The following is a 19,450-nucleotide window of genomic DNA, read 5'->3' on the forward strand; positions in this document are numbered from 1 at the left end:
GACATCTTTTGTTTATATTCGGATGTATTTGAGTATGGGTTAAACTTTTACATTTTAAATGGCGTTGGAGTTTGAAGGCACCTATAGAGGAGATTGAAGTGATTCGTTGTTGAATAAGAGAAATAAAACTAAAAGGCCACAGTTCAGGAATGAGCCGTGGCCATGGGAGGTTAGTCGATACTCCAATTTAACGTTACGCCAGAAAAAGTACTGTACGCACGAACGCTAACCCACCAAGTACCTGCGGTAGGTGAGTTTAATGCGCAACTTTCCGTATTACCTGAACGGTATGGACGACAATTATAATTAGCTGTAGTTGGCTGACTACCCTGGCGAACATACAAGTCAGCATCACCAGAACCGCCAGCAATTGATGCATTCAATGCGCTGGCATTTGCCGGAACAGTGATTTGATAATGTAACCAGTTGCCTGTAGAAGCACTGAGGTTTGATTCAGTACCCGATGTAGGCTCACCATTGCTTGTTGCATAGGTACCCGTGAGGGTTACACCACTGAAAGAACTGTAGCCTCGTACCATCACGTAATAAGTTCCGGCTTGTGCAGGGTCAAAGCTACACGTTTCGCTGTTACCACCGACATAGGGTCGGCAATTATAGCTTGATGTAGTAGGTTGCGACCCAAATCGAACATATAGATCAGCATCGCCAGATCCACCGTTCATGTTAATGGTTACCGTAGAGGCATCAGCAGGTACAACTAATTTGTACATCATTGTACTTCCAGACGTGCCGCTAAGGTTGCTGACCGGTACACCATTAACAAGAGGCGTTACCGAATCGCCACCGCCACATGAAGCAGTAGATACCCCTACCGTGTTAAATGCACTGGTTACTACGCTGGTGCTGTAGTTTAAGTCTGTCGCTGCGCTTAGAGCACCGCATGCTCCGCTGACGTAATTGGTATTTTGCGACCAGTAGGTCTGGTTTGCTAAAACGAAAACATCGAATGCCTTGCGAGTGTCCCAGCCTGTCGAAGTTGCCATCAGGTAAAACGCACGATTAAAAACACCAGAACTGTGATGAACATCCATCCCTGAATAGTAGTTAGAGGCATGTCCGATTGAGTTACCGTCTTGAGTAGGGTCGTCCATGTACCGAAGTGACCCAGCTCCTTTGAAGATATCGGCACCGACCTTCCAGTCGTTACTGCCTTTCATGTAGAACTCAGCTGCTTCACCGGCCATGTCAGAAAATGCTTCGTTGATACCGCCAGATTGGTTTTGGTAAACCAACCCTGAGTTCTGTTCGGTAAAGCCATGACTCACTTCATGAGCTGATACATCGAGGCTGACCAAAGGATAAAAGCGGCTGGCGCCATCGCCGAATGTCATTTGGCTGCCGTCCCAAAAAGCATTCTCATAGCTATTACCGTAATGCACACGCATTCTTAGTTTTTGGGAAATGGGAGCCGTGTTGTACCACTCATCAAACATTTGAAAGACCACATTGCCGAAGTAATGAGCATCGTTCAATGGCGAGTAAGCACCATTGGCATACCGATTGGTGTTTTCTGGGCAGGTAAACTGGAAAACAGAACCTCCACTGGTTCCATTTTGCATATCAACGGTTTCAACGTTAGGGCTATCCATGCGGCAATTATTATCTACGTTGAGCGGGGGAAAGTCCTGACCGTAAATGTACTGACCTGTTTTTTCGTTGCCGCCAGGACCGGTTGCATCTCGATGTGCTAGTCCATCCCAGTGCTCTAAAACCACGCCTGTCATGGCATCAATAAAGTAGTGTGGGCGGGTCGGATGGTCGCTGTACTCAACCCATGACACTAAATATACCAGCTGAGCTTCATCGTTTTCGTTTAAGCGAATCCAAAGCTGCTGTTGTTTATTTTCTGCGTTGAGGAGCATATCTTGAAGCATAACGCGCCCTGGCATAAGGCCTTGAGTATTCAAAGTATGCTGTTCCATCGCATGATTTAAGATAGATTTACTGTCGAATCTTGGAGTCATCTGCGGTAAATCTGCATCGATATTGGTAATGAACTCGCCCATAATAGAGGAGTCTTGTCCCTCACTGATTCGGCGAGTGATGATTTGCCCCCATACCGGTATATCTTGGTAAGTCTGTTGGAATTTCTCAACGGTGACATTGCTTGGCAATACGCGTGATTTAACCAACTGAGCGGCCGCTGAATTAGTATTTGCGGACATAGTACTTTGAGCGAGATGAGCTTCTGTCGCATCGACACGATCAGCCGCCATTATCGCTGAAGATGCCATTAAGCATCCGCTAACGAGAAGCGAGTATTTTAATGTATTCATTAGAATATCCTTTATTTTAATAATTATTAGGTAGCATTAACCATAATGCTTGTGACTTCGTGGCTGATGCGCATCAGAGAGTCAAAAAAACCAGCCTTTTGAGCTAAATTGGTCTTAGATGTAAGGCCACTAATAGAGTGATCATTTAATAGGCACAACTCCTTACTGGTGAAAATGTGAACTCTGTTTAAAAAACACCGATCGATACTTTCATTTTCATGATGACTATCACAAAAAAGTTGACCAAAAACAAAGTGATCAAATTGAATGGTATTTAAAAAGAAGAAGGTATTTTTTGGCTCTAAAAGTAGGGCTGTTAATTTATCTAAGGTATAGTAATTCGGACGATAATTGTTTGTTAACGGAAGCTAATAATGAAGGTTGGATTCTTACTGTACCCGCAAGTGTTGACCACCGCGATTACGGTACCTGTAGAGATGTTTCAAGCTGCAGATCACGTTCGAGGTAAAACCACGTCCAAATTTAGTGCGCACTTTATTGCCCCAGAACGTCAGGCCGTTGAGTTAACCGGAGGGGTAACGTTGATGGCTACTGATTCATACGACAGTCTACATCAATATGATTGGGTTTTTGTGCCGCCTATGTGGGGAAGCCCTTGGCATCAGCTTAGCATTCAAATGCAAATGCACGAGTGGTTGGCTAGTGTTTACGCCAGTGGTACCAAAATAGTTTCAACTGGGACAGGAGTGGGTCATTTATGCGAAGCCGGATTATTGAAAGGGCGTGTATCAACCACACACTGGTATTACCTAGACCGTTTTCAAAAACGCTATCCTGAGGTTGAGTTCCAAAAACAACATTTTATTACCCATCAAGATGGTCTTTATTGTGCAGGTTCAATAAACGCTCAAACCGATTTAGTTTTGTACTTTATTGAGCGTTATTGGGGGGAAGAAGCGCTAGCATTGGTAGAGCAGCAATTTATGCATGAGCTTAAGCGCTCGTTTACCACACCTTTTTATGAGCCAGGCGGGGCTATGCATAATGATGAACTCGTCAGTCTAGCGCAAAGTTGGATGCGCACGCATTTGGCCGAGCCTATTAGTATTAAACAATTAACAGATGTAGTTGGGCAGTCTGAACGGCAATTTCGACGCCGTTTTACGACGGCAACAGGGCTTTCACCTTTACAGTATTTAACTAAGATTCGTATGGAATATGCGCAAGACTTACTGCGCGAAACTAATTTGCCGATGGCAGATGTTGCAGAGGCGAGTGGCTATACCAACAATGCATATTTTTCAAAGGCGTTTAGAGATCATGCGTCAGTATCGCCAAGTGATTACCGACGCATTGTTCGAAGTAAGCCTTTTTCAGGTTAGTTTTCTTCGGTTTTTTGTTTTGCTTTGGCGGCTTTTTTAAAGGGCATTAACCACATAATCACATAGGCAAAATTGGTTAAGCTGAAACTTAAAATTAACAAACCGCCAATAAATCCAGATGGGCCTAATAGTTTGATAGTGCCACCCAAAATATAAGCTAATAAGAGAAATCCATACCAACTTAATCCGCTGGTGGTTGGCCGTAATATTGTTGGAATAAAAAATAGTAACGGTACGCAAGTGATTATCGCAATTGATAACCCGCTAGCAATCCACATGCCGAACGACATTGAGTCTAATGAAGGACCGCTGACTAAAACGCCGATCATTATTGCGATGAGGAGTAATAAGAAGTGCAGCTTTAGCTTTTTATTAACGGAGATCGTGTGATCAGTCATGATTTAACCTTAATGCGAGTTGTGCCAGTCTTTTGCCTTGATTGCGCGCTAAAAGTGCTGTTTCGTTATCGATAGGAGTGTGATTTGGACCAGAGACATGACTCACGCCATAGGGAGAACCTCCACCAGTTTGAGCATGCAGCCTCGGCTCTGAGTAAGGTACGCTCATGACCATCATGCCATGATGGAAAAGAGGATTCATCATACTCAGTAAAGTAGATTCTTGGCCACCGTGTACAGTGGTTGTACTGGTAAACACCGTCGCGGGTTTACCAATTAAGCTTCCCGAGATCCACTGTGTAGTCGTTTGCTCCAAAAAGAATTTAAGCTCAGTAGCCATATTGCCGAAGCGGCCAGGAGAGCCAAGCGCGAGTCCGCAGGCATTAGCGAAATCTTCTACGGTGCAATATAACGCTCCGGTATCTGGTATATCTGAAATTTTAGGATTGTATTCGGCACCAATAGGAGCAACCGTTCGAACTAAAGCTGACATGCCTTGGACTGTTTCAATGCCTTCAGCAAAGTTCATCGCCAGCGCTTCGGTGCTTCCATGTCGGCTTGCATAAAGCACAAGAATATAGGGCACTATAGAACGTCCAGAATGGCTTCAGTGGGTCGACCAATACGGGCGCCTTTGTCAGTGACGACAATAGGACGTTCTAATAATTTTGGTGTGTTAATAATGGCGGCTATGATCTGTGCTTCAGTCGCTTCTTTTGATAACCCAGCTTCTTTATACTCTGACTCTTTTGCACGTAGAATATCGTGAGCTGGAATTTTTAGTTGATCAAGCAATGATTTTAGTTCTGGCGCTGTCAGTGGATCATTTAGATATAATCGAATCTCCGCATTAATGCCTTTTTCTTCCAGAAGCGCGAGTGCTTGTCGTGATTTAGAGCAGCGAGGGTTGTGGTAGATAGTTGCAGTCATTTACGTCATCATCCAATTTATTTTTTGTAGTGAGATCATACCGTATGAAAGGAATGGGCAGAAGTATTCAGGTGTTTTTAACATCAAATATTGTCAGTAACAGTCAGATTGGCCAACACTCTTCTGTTTTAACCTTAGCAACTTTATTTGCACTCGTGCCGATGGCGTTCACAACGGTTTGGTTGATATCTCAATTACCGGCCTATCAAAGTCAAATATCTGCCTTGCTTGAGCAATTTTTAGCACAACTGGTGCCAGAGCAAGCCATTTCCTGGCGTGAACGTCTCGAATTTTGGCAAGCTGGTACGACGGAAATACCCATGAGTTCATTTGTTTTGCTGATCGTTAGTGTGTTGTTTTTGGTAAATCGAGTAGATCATAGCTTGCATGAGGTATTTGCCTTAGAAACAAGGCGGGGCAAGCGACGTTGGTTGCATTACGTTTGGGTAATGCCTGCATTAATGACTTTATTAGTGGCTGGAATGACCGCCATTGTCTTGATTCAAATAGTCTTAGGGACAGGTTTAAGTAAGTTAATACCTTCAATTTCTTTGGGCGCAGAATTAGCACAGCTTTTGGTACTGTTCTTTGTTTATTGGTTGTCGAGTAGAAGAACGATCGCAGTGAAATGGGTGTTTTTGGCGGCTTTGCTTACCACTATTGGCTTTATGGTACTAAAAACGGCCTTTTCTTGGTTTTACACCAATATTCCTAACTGGTCTCTAGTGTTTGGTGTGTTTTATGCGATTCCTCTATTTTTATTGTGGTGTCAGGCGGCTTGGGCGACATTACTGTACGGTGCGTTATTCGCACGCTGGATATCCAGATACACACAAGCCCCTGAGTCTTCAAATTAACCTCTTCGGCGCATTAAGCCCCGAGCTTGTCACGTAAGCCATACCACCAAGAGCCCATGACAGAATAGGGTACTCGGAATGCACGACCACCGGGGAATGGATGCCAGGGTAACTTAGCAAAAACATCAAACCGAGTCAGATCACCATGAATGGCTTCAGATAGAATACGACCAAATGTATGTGAACCGGTGACGCCATGGCCGCTGTAGCCGTGGGCAAAGTAGGTATTATCTCCAATACGGCCCATTTGCGGCACGCGACTAAATGACAGGGCGAAATTTCCGCTCCACGCATAGTCAATTTTAACGCCTTTGAGTTGAGGGAAAACTTTGTCCATATTACGTTGCAATTTGGCTTTGATGTCGACAGGATCTGCTCCGCCATAAACAGTGCCGCCACCAAAGAGCATGCGTTTATCGCCAGACAAACGATAATAATCAAGAATATAGCGAATATCTTCGACACAAGCATCAGACGGAATAAGCTCGCGTGCAAGCGCTTCACCTAATGGCTCTGTCGCCATCACTTGAGTTGATACCGGCATTACTCGGGAAGTAAGTGTGGGAACAACATGACCCAGATATGCATTGCCGCAAAGTACAAGCGTTTTACAGGTTATTGAACCTTTTGCAGTTTTAACGACAGGGCTGACTGCCTTGTGATTAACGTCGATCACCGGTGACATTTCATAAATTATGCCACCGTTTTGTTCAAATGCTGCCGCTTCACCTAGAGCAAGGTTTAGGGGGTGCATGTGACCACCGCTATGATCAATTAAACCGCCTTCGTAGAGGTCAGATTTAACATATTCGCGCAGTTGGTTTTTATCGAGCATTTCTTGGTTATTGATACCATAATTGGCCCACAGCTTTTTCCGATCTTCTAATTCACGCATGTGTGCACGGGTTAAACCGGTAAAGATATTTTTTTCTTTTAGATCACACTTAATATTGTAGGTTTTGATACGCTCTCGGATAATTTCTCCGCCTTCTTGAACCATACTGGCAACGAAGGTGGCCGTGTCTTTACCATAACGCTTGTTGATCGTTTGTAAGCTTGCGTTGAGACCGTTGACGATTTGCCCACCATTGCGTCCAGATGCACCCCAGCCAACTCGTGCGCCTTCAATAATGGCAACTTTGTAGCCCTTTTCTGCAAGGTGTAAACCCGTTGAAAGTCCGCTATAACCTGCGCCAACAATACAGATGTCTATTTGGTGGTCACCTATAAGTTCAGGTCGCTCAGGGCTTGGGTTTGCAGAGGCTGCGTAGTAACTTGCAGTGTGGTTGCCATCTCCGGCATACGGATGAGACTCTGTGTTCATTACACGATCTCCAAGTAGCTGTCGTATTCAAAGTTGGTTACATGGCGCGCGAACTTACGTAATTCCTGCATTTTACATTCAACTAGCATGGTCTGAAGACGCTTAGAAAAGATGGTAGGTACTTCTTCGCCTTTACGAAATGCATCAATAGCTGTTGCCCAATCGAGCGGTAAATTGTCCAGCTTTAGTAAATAAGCGTTACCTGTAATAGGGGGTGCAGGTTGTAAGTTATTTTCGATGCCAAACATAGCGCCGCCTAAAATGCTTGCAAGGACAAGGTAAGGGTTAGCATCGGCACCTGCTACTCGATGTTCGATGCGCCGCGCTTCGGGAGCACCACCCGGAATACGTATTGCGGCGGTTCGATTTTCATAGCCCCAGGCTACATTTGTCGGCGCATGCGCACCTGGTAAGAGACGTCGGTAGGAGTTTTCATGGGGTGCGAATGTTAAGGTATTTTGCTGCATTGTCGCGAGTAGCCCAGCAACGGCGTTCAGCAGTACCGGTGTTCCTTCTTCGCTGCCGTTGTCGAAAACGTTGATGCCATTTTCATCGACTAGTGAAAAATGCACATGAAAGCCACTACCCGATAAATCGCCATAAGGTTTGGCCATAAATGTGGCGGCAAAACCGTGTTTACGGGCAATTCCGCGCACTAATCGTTTAAACAACACGGCATCGTCTGCGGCCTTTAAAGGATCGGCCACGTGGCGCATATTTATTTCAAATTGACCTGCGCCGTTTTCAGATATAGCCGCATCAGCCGGAATGCCTTGTAATTCACATGCATCGTAAACATCGTTTAGAAATTCATCGAAATGCTGCAATTCGTCTAATGAAAGCGCTCCATCAGTGCCTAGCCGTTTACCGGTGACAGGAGAATGCGGCGCTTGTGGTTGGTCCTCGCTTGGGTCAACCAAATAGAACTCTAGCTCAGTCGCGACAACTGGCGTTAAGCCAAGAGCAGTGTATCTTTCGACAACGTTAGCAAGGGCTCGGCGTGGGTCTCCGGGGAAGGCCGTTCCATCTTCCTGACGCATCCATAACATGGCCAGCGCCGTTGGGCGACTGGTCCAGGTAATCGGCATTAAAGGGCGGCCAGTGAAATCGCAAAGGCCATCGGAATCGCCAGTCTCAAAAACGAGTTCGCTGTTTTCAACATCTTCACCCCAGATATCTACTCCAACGATTGATAAAGGCATGCGTAATCCGCCTTCTACGACTTTAGACACTTGATCCACAGGGACTCGTTTGCCCCGCATAGTTCCGTTTAAATCACAAACACAGGCAAATATGGAATCTATTTCAGGATGCAGAGCTAACCAAGCTTCGGCTTTATTATCGGACATATTACACCTTTGGAGACTTTTAATTTTGTGATACCATTTTCAGATATAAGATATCAACTGTTACTTTGTGTCAATCTATTTAGTTAAGCAATACAATTACCTTTACCCAACTTAAAGGCTCTTAAATGACCATCAACAGCGAACTCAACATTCCGGAAATTTCAGCCGAGGCTGGGGTCACAACACAGGAATACGTTTATCAACGTTTACGAAATGCGATAATGTTGGGAGCGATAGAGCCTGGAACCTCGCTAACCATACGTGGCGTAGCTGACCGTATGGGGCTTAGCCCAACGCCAGTTCGTGAAGCTGTTCGTCGACTCAGCTCTGAACTTGCGATACAGGTAAATGACAATCGACGGATGACGGTGCCTTTGATGACGCCAGAGCGTTTTGAGGAATTAGTTGCGTTGCGCGTTACTGTAGAAACCCATGCAGCCGTCCGTGCTTTGCCTTATATGGCAGATATTACTATAGATAAGCTTATAGAATTGGATAGCCAGATGGACGTTTTTATCTATGAAGAAGATTTAGATCAGCTGACGTTAGTAAATCAAGATTTCCATCGCACATTGTATAACGTCAATCCAGCCCAGGCTTCAATGCCAATTATAGAGAGTCTCTGGTTACAGCTAGGTCCATTTCAGCGCCAAGTGCTCACTCGAGTATCTGAAGATTACAAAGTTGATCGACACAAAGAGATTCTAGCAGCGTTGGGCACACGAGACGCGACCGCTTTACACGATGCGATCACTAACGACATTATGGACGGTGCGTTAAAATCTGGACGGCTCCTATTTGAGTTAACGGAATAATCGGTTTGATCATCTCAGCGTATTCATCGGTTTAAGCTAATAGAGCTGCGTAGCTAGAGCCTAAAAAAGCAACTATTTTAAAAATTCTCTCAAATATTTCTAAAAATTATCTGCTTTATTGATCTGAGCAGGAACATTTTAATTTCTGCCTCCTATTATCCTATTCAAAGTGACTCTCTAATATAGAGAATGAGGTCAAATACTGGGTTATGTGCATATAGAAGGTGGAGGTTATATGACTATCAAATGGGGTCCGGAATTGGAAATTGGTATTCCGGTGATAGATTCTCAACACGCGAGAATTGTCGAATACATTAATATAGTTGACGAAGTTCAACATACACACAATCAAGAACAGCTGCTCAATGTCTTAAATGAGCTAGTTGATTATACCTTGTCGCATTTTGCCTTTGAAGAAAGCTTGATGGAAGAAGCGGGTTATCCATTTGTTAAAGCTCATAGTAAAGTTCACCAACTATTTATTCGAAGAGTAGAAGATTTTCAGACGAGAGCAGTCGCTGGCGAAGATATCACGACTGAACTGTTAACGGTCCTTAAAACTTGGTTAGTTAACCATATTAAGCGAGATGACAAAGATTATTCAGATTTAGTAAAAGTAAATATGCATGATGCAGAGCGGCGGGTTAAAGCCCAAAAAGGCCCTTGGTTTAAGCGGCTATTTGCATAAAGTGAGGTATCAATGAAATTACAATGGAGTTCCGAGTACGAACTTGGTATTCAAGTGATCGACAACCAGCACGAGCGGATCGTTGATTATATTAATGATGTAGACGAACTACAGTCGACACATTCAAATCGAGGCGAATTAGAACAAGTTTTGCACCGTTTGGTTGATTACACGCAATCGCACTTTGCGTTCGAAGAAGCTTTGTTAGAGGAGGTGGGTTACCCTGAATTGCTAGAGCATCAGGCAACTCATCAAGCATTTATAAGTGAAATTGAGCAAATGCATCGTGACTTCAAAGAAGGTCACGACATAGCCAACGAACTAGCAGAATTTTTATTAAAATGGCTGCTTGAGCATATTCGAAGCGATGACCTTAGCTACAGTGCTCTTGTCAAAGAGACTCTTCTAAAACAAGGTGCCCAAACACATTCCTCATGGACCAAGCGCGCCATTGAAAAGTATTTTAAGAAAAACTAGTTATATTTGTTTGGGTCGGCCCCATGGTCGGCTCAAACTTATTCCCCGTAAAACGCAAATACCTTCTCTAACTCATTTTGATGCCACATTTGAGACTCAAGGCCTTCATCAGGACCGCTATAGAGTCCTAGCTCCGTTAGTTTCTGGAAATAACCCGACCTAGGGTAGTTCAGCCCTGTTTTTTGTACGACCACAGACACGATTTGCGGCTGTTGCAATGCCGCATCATCTTCTTGACATGATTCTAACAAGCGAACTAGCTGCTGTATGGATTGAGGTGGCTGTATGCCAAGCGCGGAAACTAGGTCTTTGTAGGTGATTAGTTGCCGTTTTACGCAGAGGTTTTTAAGTGATTTTCTTACTACATTGGTATCAACTAGATCAGCCATGAAAATAAAAACCTTGTTCCAAGTCAATTTGATAATAATTTTTATGGGTAAAAGTGACCGTATTGGTCATATTGCAAGAAATATAGTGTCAATGCACTGTGACATCAATCGCGTTTCTGAAAAAAAGCTAAAAGAGTGTGAATTGGTTCCGTTTGTATATGTCAGTAGTCTGTATGTTGGTTCCAATGATAGAACCTCATTAGGGGTCTCGGAGAGAGCATGGTGAAACTTATGGATATTAGATCAGGGCTACAGGCAGTCGCATTCGGCGTCATACTATTACTGTCAGCCTGTACACAAGATTTTGGTGATGCAGAAGGGCGCAGTGGTGGCTTGAATGAAAAAGGTCAAGCAATTTATGCCGCACAATGTGCATCTTGTCATGGCTCAAGTGGCCAAGGTGGTAATGGCGGTAGTTTAATTGGCTGTGCAACCTGTGGAGATACCAGCTCACTGATATCTAAAATTGAACGTGATATGCCAAGCCTAAAAAGCGCACTTAAAGGTGATGATGCTCGAGATACTGCAGAGTATGTTTTCGATGCATTTAACTCCGGAGCTGTAGGTTCAGTTCAACGAACTTTGCCTGGCTTAGCAACAATGACTGAAAAAGAAGCCATTTATAATATTGCATTTGATTTGGCAGGACGGTTGCCAACAGATGACGAAATTACGCGGTTCTCTGAAAACGTTGCAGGCGAAAAAGAAGTAGTTTATGGCTACATGGAAGAAGATTACTTCTATGAGCGGTTGAAAGATATTTTTAATGATTCTTTATTGACAGATAGATACCGTTCAGAAAACGGTGGAAACGTTAACAGTTTATATGCTGGTGGCAATAATGAACGTTTTCGGTTACCAAATCCGAATGGTGGCAGTTATCAGCCCTTTCCGAATACTCGCGAATGGGAGGCTGGCGTACCAGGTATGTTAACTCGCAATTATTTGAGGTTTTTCGCAGAGCAAGGCTTGGCGCGAAAGCCACTATTAATGGTCGAGTATCTAGCAAGAAACGATCGGGATTTCCGTGAATTTGTAAACGGCAAATATACGGTTGTAAATAAATTTATGTTTGACATGTTAGACGACAATGTTTTGATCGTAAATCCTGATCAACCACAGTCGAATGGTTCTTCTAAACCAGTAGCACAGCCAGAATGGCGTGAGTTTGCTTCTCAAAAAGAAATTAATGAATACCTTGATGTAATCGAGTATTTAGGTGGGATTGGGCTTTCAAATACAGATAGAAATCAGTACATAATGTCGGATTACCCTTATGACCCACGTGATTTGAAAGCAGCTCAAATATTTTATAACGAAAAAACCAATACTGGCATGCCGCGTGCGAATGGTGTTCCTCATTCTGGTGTGATCACAGATGAAATATTCCTAAATATTTATACCGCCACTGAAACCAATATGCACCGAAACCGTGCACGTATGATTTATTGGTTTTTCGCAGCTAAAGATTTATTAGCTATCGAGGGGAATCGTGATGCGAGTGCACTGCAGTTCGAGGACTTTGGTGGTGTGGCAGTTGGTGTTGATGATCCTACACAAAACAATGCTGACTGTACCGTCTGTCATGACATTATGGATCCCGTAGCTAAGGCATTTGAAGGCTATGCGTTAAATGGTTTATGGGACCCAGATAATTCAGATGGCGTTCAGAGTCACCGTAAAACAATTGGTTGGGGTTTGAGTAATGCAGATATTAAATACAATAGTCTCAGTCAAGGTACAAGCTACGCTGACCGTGAATTACAATGGTTAGGTGACCAAATAGCGAAAGACCCAGCCTATGCTCGCGGTATTGCTCAAATTGTTGTCGGTGGCATGTTAGGCCAGGAAATTATCGGTGAGCCAGGTGACGATTCTCCAGAGGAATATCGTAATGACTATGTTCAGCAATCTCGACTTATTGCTAATGCAGCGTCTGAATTTAGGGCTGGTGGTTATAAAATTAAGTCATTAATCTATGCGGTAACAAAGAGTGCCTACTACCGTTCGGCTTCACTTTCTAATGAATACTATGATTCGACCTATGGTCAAATAGGTGCTGTTCGTTACTTAGCTCCTCAAGTGTTGCATCAGAAGTTGCGAGCACTTAACTCCGGAGGTTGGACGGGCTCTCTAGATCTTAGAAACCTAAACTCTCGTCAGTTCCTTGGTGGTATGAACTCTATCGATATTTTAAAAGATGCAGATTCTGTTGGCGGTATCATTTCTGGCGTACTTGATAGAATGGCGGTAGAAGAAGCTTGTGATATTGTCGATAACGAGTTTGACTTAAATCGAAGTGAACGGTCATTGTTTAAGTTTGTTGAACTTTCCACGGATCCAAGCCAGGTAAGTTTATCTGCTCAAGTTCGTATAAATCAAAACCGTGCTATTCGCTCAAATATACAACACCTGTACTTGACCATGCTTCATATGGAAGTTGCAATAGGCAGTGAAGAGGTAAATGTTGCTTTTGATCTCTTTATGAATGCACTAGAAAATGGCGCTAATTCAAGCTCTGGTTGCAATCGAACCAACGGAAATAATGTTGCAGACGCTTGGTATGTTGTCGTCGTGTTCATGTTATCAGACTACCGTTTCATTTACGGTTAATTCAGGAGAATAGAAATGAATCGTCGCGAATTTTTAAAAACGACAGGTGCTTCTGGATTAGCGTTAGTAGCACCCATAACCCTTAGTAGTAAAGCCAGTGCTGCAGATTTCGCACCGGTGGGCCAATACTTTGTATTTGCTCACTTAGGCGGTGGCTGGGACCCTACAACTTTTTGCAACCCAAAAGGTAATAAACTGCGTTCAGTAGTAAATGCCGAGTTGCCTGTGCCAGGTAGTCGAGTTACCCGAGGTGAAAGTCCGGTTAACCGCTTTCCAGAATCGGCAATAAGACGCGCAGCAGATATTTATATTGGATCAGGTACAGTATCAACCAATGTAACTTATGCTCCTTATTTAGGAACCTATAACGAATTGGCAGCTGATGATTCTATTGATGATGGGTCAGCAAATGATGGTTTTTCTATCGAGCATATTCGTCGAATATTGGCAGGTAGTATTGACCTTGTCGGTAGTGAGATAACTGCAGCGGCAGACGGCCTTAATTGGGCCTCAGTAGATAAAACAGTTGTTAAAACTAATGCAGAAGCAATACTTGAAGGCAGTGTTACAAATATAGTTTTAGGGACAATTACGGGAGCCAACGCAGGGCAAGTAAGAAATCGTAATGGAAACTTAGATAACAGCTTTGATGGCGCCAATATAGATGCAGATGTCTTTCGCTATGATGCCTTCGTCTGTTTATACGCACATCAAATGCGAGTGTTGAACGGAGTCGATAACCAAACAAACTCACATGATACCGGAACTCGTTACGCTGATACGGGTAGTATGTCGATGGGCTACCCAGATTTTAGTGCTCTTTATGCCGCAGTGCATGGAGCTAGTCGCCCCTTAGCATGGATGACAGACGGTCGTGGGAATGATGAAACTGCAGGAATAGTTGCTCGTTCTTCGGCCAGTGATGCTAATTTCTTTGGCATTTTAGCGAACCCTAAAAATGGTATGGTGGATTTTGTCGATACTGAGTTAGAACAGGCGCAAGCCTTGCGAAAAGAAATTCAAGCTCGAAAAGATAACCTCCCATTGCGCAGACAATTACAAGATCAGCTGTATCTAGTGCGTGAAAGTGGCGGCGAGTTTTCATCCGTTGCAAGTGATATTCTTAACCCAACGACCAATGCACAGCAAGCAGTGCAAGCGTTAGCGACGAACAGCACTCGTCGCCATATGAGAGTGGGTGCCGCTGGCTTCTACACTGGTATGGCTTCATCAATGCAAGTAGGCTTTGGAGGGTTTGATACCCACGGTAATCACGATAACAGCCATTTTGCTCGCATTCGAACTGTGCTAGAAGATCTTCACTTCTTATTCAAAGCATTAGATTCTTATGAGGTTTTAGAGCAAACAACTGTAATCGTTGGTTCAGATTTCGGTCGTACACCTTGGTTTAACGATGGCAATGGCAAAGACCATTGGGCTGTTAGTAGTTACTTATTATTTGGTAACCATGTTGCTGGAGGCACTGAAGTCAATGCTACAAACGGCTTAGTCAATGCTGTTAATGTTGATAATAGTGGTAGTGATATAGTGGTGGGTGGTTCGACCCGAATGACGGCCGCGCATCTACATAAACAGTTGCGTAAAAAAGCTGGCATTGAAAGTGCCGCCGAAACTTTGCAGTTCCCAATAGAAGTCGGCGAGCTGAATATGTTTGGCTAGTTTTTGAAGTACAAAAGCCAGTTGCTCAAACAACTGGCCTTATTTTTTCGTTCATTATTAATTATTTTTGAAGTTGGACAATCCATGAAGTATAAATTAGTTGCAATAATCGCACTAATAATCCTGATGTCGGGCTGTAGCACTGTCAGTCCGTGGCAACGAGGCACATTAGCCAAGTCAGAAATGAGTTGGGCACCCGATAAGCTAGAAAATACCTTAGATGGTCACATATATTTTTCTAAAGAAGCCTCTTCAGGTGGAACTGCCGCCGCAGGTGGTGGGTGTGGTTGTAATTAATTTAACTTGGAAGTCTTTATGTCTCGTAAATTAAAAATTCTGGCGAGCAGTGCGCTTGCTATTCCTGGAATGAGTGCCAATGTTTTAGCAGCTGGGCCTGCTGAATCTGAAGCTTCTTACCGATATACCTTTTATCAAGAAGATGCATCAGATGTAGCACGTGATGATTCAAATACTTCGAACCCTAGATACAATATTCAAGTACACCAGTTCCATGTATTACACCCTATTGATCAACATTTAGCGGTTAATGCTGAAGTCAGTTACGAATATATGGCAGGTGCATCTGCGGCTGCATCATATATTGAAGCGGGTGAAGATGAAGTTTCAACCCATTACAGTGGGGCGTCAAAAGAAAAACGCTTCGATGCAACCACTTCAGCTCGTTACTATTTTTCTGAAGCAGACGTTGGTGCTGGTGCGTATTTGTCGAAAGAACGAGATTATTTTGCGTTGAGCAGTAATGTCGATGGTTCAATGCAATTTAATAATCAAATGACAACTGTTTCAGGTGGTATCAGTGCGGGTTACGATTGGTTAAACCCCAACTCAGGCGTTAAAAATAGTAAAGGCGAAACTATTGATATAGGTGATTTAACGGCAGCAGAAAAAGCTACAGTTTCACCAGGCCGTTTAGCTGGTTATAAGCAAAATAAATGGCAAGTATCTGTGTTTGAAGGTATCGGCCAGATCATAGATATGAATACCGTGGTTCAAGCTGCGGTTTCATTTACTTATAAAAACGGTTATTTGTCTGATCCTTATCGCGATATATGTGATTATGCTGAAAATGTCCCTTGTGATATCCGCCCGTCTAGTAGAGCAGCCGGAACGTTAGCGTTAGGTGGACGCAAATACTTCCCTCAATACGATGCTTATGTACATGCCGACTATCGTTTATACCTTGATACGTGGGATGTAGCTTCACATACCTTAGATTTTGATGTTTATAAAACATTCGCACCAGATATCAAATTTCTAACTGATAATAATATTACTTTCCAAGTTGCGCCGGGTATTCGTTATTACCAGCAAAAGTCAGCTTATTTTTATGAAGTCCCTAATTTAGGTGACTTTCCTGGCGGAAAAGCTTACGACGTGAATACCACTGAATATTATTCGAGCGATCCGAGGCTCTCTTGGTACGGTGCATTGGGTTTAAAAACACGGCTTAAAATAACCTATAAGCAGTTTGCGCTGGTTGGTTTAGTGGAACGTTACGCTGGCAACCCGGCTTATGGTTTTAACTTTTCAGATAATCCTGCTATTGGGGAAGTGCCCGGTCTGCCTGCATACTGGAGGTTCACAACTGGCTTAGACTTTAAGTTTTGATGTAATGAATAAGTTTACCCATGAGTTTATTGCCATGGGTGGGCCGTGCGAGGTGAGTTTTTGGCTTGCCTCTAACAATGCTCACTCGTTGAAAGACTGCTTGGAGCGAGAAGTGCGACGGTTGGAAACGAAGTACAGTCGCTTTGATGAAACTAGCCTACTGTCGCAAATAAATCAGGGTAAGTTTAATCGCCAACCACTCGATGAAGAAACCACGGCACTGCTCAACTATGCACAGCAATGCTATGAGTTAAGTGATGGGTTGTTCGACATTACCGTCGGTAGTTTTCGTTCTGTTTGGAACTTTAAGATAAATAAACTGCCTTCCTTAGAAGAAATTGAAGAAGTTAGGTCGCGCATAGGTTGGCCCAATATAGGCTGGGACGGCCAAACCTTAGAAATTCTTAATCAAGCGGAACTAGACTTGGGTGGCATGGTCAAAGAGTTTGCCGTAGATCGTCTGGTGAATATCCTCTTAGAGCATCAAGCCATTGGTTTAGTCAACTTAGCTGGAGATATTGGTGTCACCGGATTGCAAGTTGACGGTTCGCCTTGGCATATATCGGTTGTTCATCCGCGCGTTGAAGGTGGCGTTATTGCTACTGTTGAGTTGCATGGCGGAGCAATAGCGTGCTCGGGGGATTACGAGCGGTTTATGATAGTAGATGGATGCCGCTATCATCATTTAATTAATCCGAAAACAGGCTACCCAAGTTTAGATAGCTTGGCTTCTATTTCAGTTATTACACAAAACTGCCTAATGGCCGGTAGTATATCAACAATTGCCATGTTAAAAGGTGCTCAAGCCAAAGCTTGGTTGCAAGAAATGGAATTACCATATTTAGCCATCGAAGCAGATTTATCATTATTTGGAAGTATTGGGGTATAAATGAAAAAGTTTTTAGTTTTATTTTTAATCGCAGTAAGTCACGTTTTTGTATTTTCGAACGAGTTTCTAGATGTTGATGATGCTTTTAAAATTGAAACTCGCCGAATTGATAACACGCTCCATTTTGAGTTTACCGTTGCCCCCGATTATTATTTGTATCGCGATCGTTATTCAATTAATGAGCTAAATGGAGCAAAGCTCAAATCGGCCGAATTCAGTGACAATGTCAAAATTAAGTTTGATCCTAATTTTGGCGAAGACATGGCCGTGTTCTACAAATTTATGAATGTATCGCACCTAATACAGGAAGACGAAGGGGCCGTTCAGATAATTTATCAAGGCTGCGCCGATGCGGGTCTTTGTTACCCTCCCCAGAAACGCTCGTTTACGCTTTTTGGTGAGCCTATCGAATCAGTCGTTAATACATCGAGTACAACGTTAAACTTAGGCGACTCTTTAATTGCCGATATACCGTCTTCAAGTTCGAGTGGCATTAACGACTCTGGCTTAACAATCATCACGGCTGTCTTATTCGCTGCTATTGGCGGTTTAATACTTAACTTAATGCCCTGCGTTTTTCCGGTCTTATCCATAAAAGCCATGCAAATGGCCCAACTCGGTCAAGATGTAAAGCACGCAAGAGCTCATGGTTATGCCTATACCGTTGGCGTTGTGGTTAGCTTTGTTGCAGTGGCGGGTGTTCTGCTGTTAATTAGATATTTTGGCGAATGGGTAGGGTGGGGCTTTCAGCTACAATCCCCTTATTTTGTCGCATTCTTAATAGCGCTTTTCTTTTTAATGTCGCTTACGATGAGTGGATACGTTGAATTTGGCCAAAACCTCATGGGTGTGGGTCAAGATTTAACTCAGAAGTCGGGTTTATCTGGATCTTTCTTTACCGGCGTATTAGCGACAGTAGTTGCAACCCCTTGTACCGCGCCATTTATGGGCTCTGCCATCGGGTTTGCCTTACTGCAGCCTGCTTATGTCAGCTTATTGATATTTGCAGCAATGGGTATTGGTATGGCTTCACCGATTTTGGTAATTAGTGTATTGCCAATCGTTGGTAAATGGCTCCCTAAGCCGGGCGCATGGATGAATGTTTTCCGTGAACTGATGGCGTTTCCGTTATTTGCAACAGTCTTGTGGTTAACTTGGGTTTTAGTCGAAATTAAGGGCACCGATGCGCTGCTAAAAGTCGGACTAGGGCTAATAGCGCTTACGATAGCAGTATGGCCGGTCATGTCGGTTAAACACGGACAAGGCTTTAAGTTAGCGTGGTTTAAGCGTTTAGCTCGAACAGCTTTTGTTGTAATTGCGCTGTTTACATTGTTTGATTTTCGTGAAAAAGAAGATTTATGGGTCGATTATAATGAAGCCATTGTCGGTGACTCTTTGGCTCAAGGTAAGTCCGTATTTGTCGATATAACAGCGGCTTGGTGTATTACCTGTAAAGCGAATGAACGTGTAGCCTTATCAGGTGAACGCTTCAATGAGTTGGTCAAAAAAGAAGATGTTGTTTTAATTCGTGCTGATTGGACAAACCCTTCTCCCGCGGTTGATAAGCTGATTGCTAGCTTTAATCGAGATGGCGTGCCGTTATACGCTTATTACCATAAAGGATCGGTAGAGCCTGAAATTTTACCTCAAATACTCACATTTGGATTGGTTTCAGATACATTTACTAGTCAGTTGTAGTAACGCAAAAGGTTAATGTTTGTTGGTCAAAGCACGAAATAAAGGCTATTCTTTATTTTTGTGTCGATCATATT

At 43.4% G+C, this 19,450-nt stretch carries 18 protein-coding genes; 11 read left to right on the top strand and 7 right to left on the bottom strand.

Features of this window, described 5'->3' with window-relative positions:
- Positions 1-170: 170 nt before the first annotated feature.
- On the bottom strand, positions 171-2,297 hold the full coding sequence (locus ACI882_RS11590) for a M4 family metallopeptidase (protein WP_411745765.1): 2,127 nt from the start codon (positions 2,295-2,297) through the stop codon (positions 171-173).
- A 374-nt stretch (positions 2,298-2,671) separates the two neighbouring features.
- Here ACI882_RS11590 and ACI882_RS11595 point away from each other — a divergent pair, with 374 nt between their 5' ends.
- Entirely contained in the window at positions 2,672-3,640 is a 969-nt protein-coding gene (locus tag ACI882_RS11595; RefSeq protein WP_411745412.1) for a GlxA family transcriptional regulator, read from the top strand.
- Here the strand turns inward: ACI882_RS11595 and ACI882_RS11600 are convergent.
- The 3 genes from ACI882_RS11600 to arsC are packed head-to-tail and all read right to left on the bottom strand — an operon-like array spanning position 3,637 to position 4,968.
- Complete coding sequence (locus tag ACI882_RS11600) at positions 3,637-4,038, bottom strand: DUF2069 domain-containing protein (RefSeq protein ID WP_411745413.1); 402 nt, start codon at positions 4,036-4,038, stop codon at positions 3,637-3,639. The genes ACI882_RS11595 and ACI882_RS11600 overlap by 4 nt on opposite strands.
- Entirely contained in the window at positions 4,031-4,624 is a 594-nt protein-coding gene (gene wrbA / locus ACI882_RS11605; protein ID WP_411745414.1) for an NAD(P)H:quinone oxidoreductase, read from the bottom strand. Before wrbA ends, ACI882_RS11600 begins: the two co-directional genes overlap by 8 nt.
- Positions 4,624-4,968, bottom strand: a complete 345-nt coding sequence (gene arsC / locus ACI882_RS11610; protein WP_411745415.1) for an arsenate reductase (glutaredoxin) — start codon at positions 4,966-4,968, stop codon at positions 4,624-4,626. The genes wrbA and arsC overlap by 1 nt, the downstream gene beginning before the upstream one ends.
- Positions 4,969-5,021: 53 nt before the next feature.
- Here arsC and ACI882_RS11615 point away from each other — a divergent pair, with 53 nt between their 5' ends.
- Complete coding sequence (locus tag ACI882_RS11615) at positions 5,022-5,825, top strand: YihY/virulence factor BrkB family protein (protein WP_411748498.1); 804 nt, start codon at positions 5,022-5,024, stop codon at positions 5,823-5,825.
- A gap of 13 nt (positions 5,826-5,838) precedes the next feature.
- Here ACI882_RS11615 and ACI882_RS11620 read toward each other — a convergent pair whose 3' ends face one another.
- Positions 5,839-7,149 carry an NAD(P)/FAD-dependent oxidoreductase gene (locus ACI882_RS11620; RefSeq protein ID WP_411745417.1) on the bottom strand — a complete coding sequence of 437 codons (1,311 nt, stop codon included), beginning with the start codon at positions 7,147-7,149 and terminating at the stop codon, positions 5,839-5,841.
- The gene (locus ACI882_RS11625) at positions 7,149-8,498 is read right to left on the bottom strand and encodes a glutamine synthetase family protein (RefSeq protein WP_411745418.1); all 1,350 of its coding nucleotides are present in this window, start codon (positions 8,496-8,498) and stop codon (positions 7,149-7,151) included. The genes ACI882_RS11620 and ACI882_RS11625 overlap by 1 nt, the downstream gene beginning before the upstream one ends.
- Positions 8,499-8,623: 125 nt before the next feature.
- On the opposite strand from ACI882_RS11625, the gene ACI882_RS11630 reads away from it, so the two are divergent.
- The 3 genes from ACI882_RS11630 (at position 8,624) to ACI882_RS11640 (ending at position 10,478) form a co-directional block, all read left to right on the top strand.
- Positions 8,624-9,313 (top strand): GntR family transcriptional regulator, encoded by a 690-nt coding sequence (locus tag ACI882_RS11630; RefSeq protein WP_411745419.1) that lies wholly within the window; start codon positions 8,624-8,626, stop codon positions 9,311-9,313.
- A 235-nt stretch (positions 9,314-9,548) separates the two neighbouring features.
- On the top strand, positions 9,549-10,001 hold the full coding sequence (locus ACI882_RS11635; protein WP_411745420.1) for a bacteriohemerythrin: 453 nt from the start codon (positions 9,549-9,551) through the stop codon (positions 9,999-10,001).
- Between the two features lie 12 nt (positions 10,002-10,013).
- A complete protein-coding gene (locus tag ACI882_RS11640; RefSeq protein WP_411745421.1) occupies positions 10,014-10,478 on the top strand; it encodes a bacteriohemerythrin in 465 nt (154 codons plus the stop codon).
- Positions 10,479-10,516: 38 nt separating this feature from the next.
- On the opposite strand, the gene ACI882_RS11645 is transcribed toward ACI882_RS11640, so the two are convergent.
- Positions 10,517-10,867 (bottom strand): hypothetical protein, encoded by a 351-nt coding sequence (locus ACI882_RS11645; protein ID WP_411746513.1) that lies wholly within the window; start codon positions 10,865-10,867, stop codon positions 10,517-10,519.
- A gap of 231 nt (positions 10,868-11,098) precedes the next feature.
- Here ACI882_RS11645 and ACI882_RS11650 point away from each other — a divergent pair, with 231 nt between their 5' ends.
- The 6 genes from ACI882_RS11650 (at position 11,099) to ACI882_RS11675 (ending at position 19,376) form a co-directional block, all read left to right on the top strand.
- Positions 11,099-13,480 (top strand): c-type cytochrome, encoded by a 2,382-nt coding sequence (locus ACI882_RS11650; RefSeq protein WP_411746512.1) that lies wholly within the window; start codon positions 11,099-11,101, stop codon positions 13,478-13,480.
- Positions 13,481-13,495: 15 nt separating this feature from the next.
- Positions 13,496-15,160, top strand: a complete 1,665-nt coding sequence (locus ACI882_RS11655) for a DUF1501 domain-containing protein (protein ID WP_411746511.1) — start codon at positions 13,496-13,498, stop codon at positions 15,158-15,160.
- 84 nt (positions 15,161-15,244) lie between these two features.
- Positions 15,245-15,457 carry a DUF4266 domain-containing protein gene (locus tag ACI882_RS11660; protein WP_411746510.1) on the top strand — a complete coding sequence of 71 codons (213 nt, stop codon included), beginning with the start codon at positions 15,245-15,247 and terminating at the stop codon, positions 15,455-15,457.
- An 18-nt stretch (positions 15,458-15,475) separates the two neighbouring features.
- The gene (locus ACI882_RS11665) at positions 15,476-16,789 is read left to right on the top strand and encodes a DUF3570 domain-containing protein (RefSeq protein WP_411746509.1); all 1,314 of its coding nucleotides are present in this window, start codon (positions 15,476-15,478) and stop codon (positions 16,787-16,789) included.
- A 4-nt stretch (positions 16,790-16,793) separates the two neighbouring features.
- Entirely contained in the window at positions 16,794-17,678 is an 885-nt protein-coding gene (locus ACI882_RS11670) for an FAD:protein FMN transferase (protein WP_411746508.1), read from the top strand.
- Positions 17,679-19,376, top strand: coding sequence for a protein-disulfide reductase DsbD family protein (locus ACI882_RS11675; RefSeq protein ID WP_411746507.1), 1,698 nt, complete (start codon positions 17,679-17,681; stop codon positions 19,374-19,376).
- The last annotated feature ends 74 nt before the right edge of the window (positions 19,377-19,450 follow it).

This window comes from Reinekea sp., from assembly GCF_046710285.1.
In the GTDB taxonomy this organism is placed as follows: domain Bacteria; phylum Pseudomonadota; class Gammaproteobacteria; order Pseudomonadales; family Natronospirillaceae; genus Reinekea.